This is a genomic window from Eubacterium pyruvativorans (assembly GCF_900102225.1).
Taxonomy (GTDB): Bacteria; Bacillota; Clostridia; order Peptostreptococcales; family Anaerovoracaceae; genus Aminicella; species Aminicella pyruvativorans.
Window position 1 is genome coordinate 1 of record NZ_FNBF01000046.1, and the last position, 4,283, is coordinate 4,283.

Annotated in this window: 2 protein-coding genes and 1 pseudogene; 1 reads left to right on the forward strand and 2 read right to left on the reverse strand. The window is 50.6% G+C overall.

Annotated elements, in window-relative coordinates:
• Positions 1–396, forward strand: a pseudogene (locus BLQ24_RS09795) (IS256 family transposase); the annotation flags it as partial.
• A 291-nt stretch (positions 397–687) separates the two neighbouring features.
• Here BLQ24_RS09795 and BLQ24_RS09800 read toward each other — a convergent pair.
• Complete coding sequence (locus BLQ24_RS09800; protein ID WP_090164742.1) at positions 688–2,079, reverse strand: aminopeptidase; 1,392 nt, start codon at positions 2,077–2,079, stop codon at positions 688–690.
• Positions 2,080–2,246: 167 nt separating this feature from the next.
• Positions 2,247–3,788: a glutamate/gamma-aminobutyrate family transporter YjeM gene (yjeM, locus tag BLQ24_RS09805; protein ID WP_090164743.1), complete on the reverse strand. Its 1,542-nt coding sequence runs from the start codon at positions 3,786–3,788 to the stop codon at positions 2,247–2,249.
• Between the last annotated feature and the right edge of the window lie 495 nt (positions 3,789–4,283).

Here is a 4,283-nt window from a genome sequence, read left to right on the forward strand (position 1 = left end):
CGTAACTACAGGAACGGCTACAAAAGCAAACGAGTCAATTCCAGCTATGGAAGTATGGATATCGATGTGCCGCAGGACCGAAATTCTTCCTTCGAACCGAAAATCGTGAAGAAGCGGCAGAAAGACATCTCTGACATCGATCAGAAAATTATCTCCATGTACGCGAAAGGGATGACAACGAAGCAGATCTCGGAAACGATGCAGGATATCTATGGGTTCGAGGCGTCGGAGGGCTTCATTCCCGATGTTACAGACAAGATCCTCCCACAGATCGAAGAATGGCAGAACCGGCCGCTTTCCGCGGTATATCCGATCATATTCATTGATGCCATCCATTTCTCCGTACGGGAGGATAGTATCGTTCACAAGGTGGCCGCATATGCGGTTCAAACAGTTTGCGTGTATACAATATCCAAATGGTGCGAAATCGGGGAAAACAGGCAATTCCGCACCATACACCAAATACAATCATGATTCGTATACACCCCCGATTGTGACCATGTATAACATATTATAATCACGATTTGTATACACCCCTGCCAATCACCCTGCCACACCCCTCGCTAATCTGCCACATCCCCCCCATCCAATCTGAAACTCCCTGCTCCGTCCCACAACTTGCCGACCCCGCGAAATAAAAAAACTCCAGCGCACGAACGCTGGAGTGAAAATCTGATTTTCTCGATGTTACCGCATATCCTTCAGGAATGCGATGTATCCACGGAGTGCCTCGTAGACATCGGCTTTGCTGACCACCTCATTCGGTGCATGCATGCCCAGAACAGCAACGCCGCTGTCGATGACATCCATGCCGTAGTTGGCCATGATGTAGGCGATGGTGCCGCCGCCGCCCTCATCCACTTTTCCCAGCTCCGCTGTCTGGAAATATACATTATTATCATCGAATACCCGGCGCACTTTTCCGATGTACTCGGCGTTGGCATCATTCGATCCGGTCTTTCCCTTCACGCCGGTGTACTTGTTCAGCACCAGGCCTTTTCCGAGATAAGCACAGTTATCTTTGTCCATCACTTCCGGGAAGAGCGGATCGAATCCCGCACTCACGTCGGAGGACAGCATGGTGGAATTCCGCAGTGTCCGGCCCACAGCTGTCATATGGTTGATGCCCAGAGCCTCCAGCACTTCGCCCACCGTTTCCTCGAAGAAGCGGGACTGCATTCCGGTTGCACCCATGCTGCCGATTTCTTCTTTGTCCACCAGCAGGCAGATGCAGGTGCGCTCCACGGATTCCGGCAGCTGCAGCATGGCACGGTATGACGGGAATGCGCAGACACGGTCGTCGTGGCCATAGCTGAGGATCATGCTGCGGTCCAGACCCAGGTCTCTGGCCTTCCCGGCAGGAACCACTTCCACTTCTGCCGACAGGAAATCCTCTTCCTCGATTCCGTAGTTTTCCTGAAGGAGTTTCAGGAAGCGGTCTTTCACGGACGGTTCATCCTTTTCTTTGTCCCGGAGCGGCTCGCTGCCCACCAGCACATCCAGGTTTTCGCCTTCTACGACGGAGCCGGCTTTCTTCTCCATCTGCTTCGCAGCCAGGTGGATCAGCAGGTCCATGACGCCGAACACCGGGTCGTCTTCCTTCTCGCCGATGTTGATCATCACCTTACTTCCGTCTTTCTTCGCCACCACGCCGTGCAGTGCCAGGGGCCGGTTGACCCACTGATACTTCTTGATTCCGCCGTAGTAATGGGTGTTCAGCAGACAGAAGCCGCCGTCCTCATACACCGGATTCTGCTTCAGGTCCAGTCTCGGCGAATCGATGTGTGCGCCGAGAATGTTGGCGCCGTTCTCCAGCGGATCCGTTCCGATCTGGAACATCACCAGACCCTTTCCCCGGTTGCTTCTGTACACCCGGTCTCCCGCCTTCAGCTGACCGCCGGTGCGGATGACTTCCTCCAGGTCCCGGTACCCCGCCTGGCGCATCTCCTCGATGGCGTAATCATTACATTCCCGCTCTGTCTTGCATGCGCTGAGGAATGCCTTGTACTCCTCATTGAATGCATTCATCTTCTTCAGATCACTCTCATCATATTTTTCCCACGTATATTTACGTTCCATGATTTCGAAATCCTCCTTCGTATCTATCTCATTCCTGTGATTCTGTCTATACATTATGCTGCGGCACAGACTGTGTCGGTCAGCCTCTGCCGCAGTTTTCTCTAAAATATCATGCAGACGAACAATCACGCAAGCCCCCTCTCGCTGTGTTGGGGCACCTCGCTGCACTAAGAGATCTTGTCCTTTTCTCCTACCGGGTTCACACGACTTCTCATCTTCACTTCATACCGATGGTACATCAGCAGAGCAGCGAGGGAGAAGATCACCGGTCCGGCAAATGTCCAGACTGTGGTCATGATGTCGCCGCCCATGGCCGGCTGAATAATTGCGAACACATTGGCGAAGATCAGCATGGCAGAAACCAGGAATGTGAAGAACTTGGTCGAACCATTGGACTTGAACATCACAAACGGACGATCCAGATCCGCAAGCTTCTTGAACGCCGGGAACGCTGCCGCAATGAAGATGTACGGAATCGTCATTCCCACGTTTACCATGTCTGTCAGGATGACAAAGAATTTTGCCATGGCGTTCCCGCCGAAGGATACACCGAAAATCATAACGCAGACGATAATGCACTGCACTTTCATGGCATTCACCGGCATACCGTCGGATTCTCTGGTAATTCCCATCTTTCCCGGCCACAGTTCTTCCGGTGTTCCGTCAATGATCTGCTTCAGCGGAGAATAGCTCAGTGTGAAGAACGCTCCCAGCAGGGAAAGCAGCATGATCAGACCGTAGATTCTGGCAAAGTTATGTCCCATGGCGATCGCTGTCGCAGAAGATACGCCGATTGTTTCACCGAACATTCTTCCGAAGTTCCCCATGATGACGTACGATACGTTGCCCAGATGCACGCCGTCTGTTCCCATGACTTCCTTGTAATTCGTGAAGGAACCGACGAGCAGAATCAGAACAGAGTAGCCGACAACCACCACGATTGCGGCAATCAGAACGCCCTTCGGGAATGTCTTCTTCGGATTCTCGGTCTTGTCAACCAGTCCGCCGACGGCTTCCAGTCCGCCGTAAGCAAACAGCGCATAAACGATGAAGGACAGGATCATAACCGGATTACCCACATAATCCGCATTCAGGGAAGTGCTCAGAGAATGCATTCCTTCAAACGGCTGGGCGAAATGGCCGTGATTCATAATGACCATCACGATGCCGCCGACCAGAACGACAATATTGATAACAATAACGGCGATGCCGCCTACGTTCGTAACCTTCTGAATGCTATTCAGACCTTTGCTCCCGATGAAGGTAATGAAAATCATAAAGATAATTCCGAAGACACCCAGAAGACGAGGGCCGGACAGGAAATCCATGCCGAACAGTTTCCAGGTGGCGGAAGTGTCACTTCCGAAGAGCGCATTGGAAACCGGAACCCAGATGCCGGAACAGATATTCACCATCCAGAGTACATAGGACGTGTACCACATGAAAGTGGCAACGAAAGCGTACTTCGGACCGACGGACTTCTCCATCCAGGAATAGATTCCTCCGGTCTCATTCTTGAATGCAGAACCGTACTCTGCAACCATGAACGCATACGGCACGAAGAACGTAATGCCGGCGAGAATGAACCATGGAATGGCTGCGTATCCCATCAGATAGAACGACCTCGGAATGTTGTTGAAGCCATAGACTGATGTAAAAATCATCAGGATCAGGGCGCCCAGCCCTAACTTCTTTTCTTTGCTTTCCATCTACTATTTTCTCCTTTTCAACAAAAGCTCCTATAACTCCGACGGGAAACACCGAAACACGTCGTTATTGCATCCGGACCAGCAGTTCCGACATCTCTCTGATCCATAACATATGTCCCGGCATGCCCCCTCGGTAAAGACCAGGTTCAAAGACACCGATACCGTATATTTATTCACGATATTCATGCGCCGGGGCTAATTATATCAAGATTCAAACACTTTGAACCGACATTTTTCAGATTCTTCTCCCTAACGGGCCGTTTTTGAAAAGTTATTTTATTTTTCGTATTTCGATAACAAAAGTTATGTTGTATTTTTATCAATACAACATAACTTCTCTGCGACAAAGGAAAAAAGCAGCCCGTTCGCCCGCCGATTCAATTCTTTTCCCCTTTAGACTGATAGAGTACAATATTGTTCGCAAAAGTGAATAGTAGAAAAGCCATTGAGGCTCGTGTAAAATGATTAGCGACCAAACTTCTCATTCACAAAGGA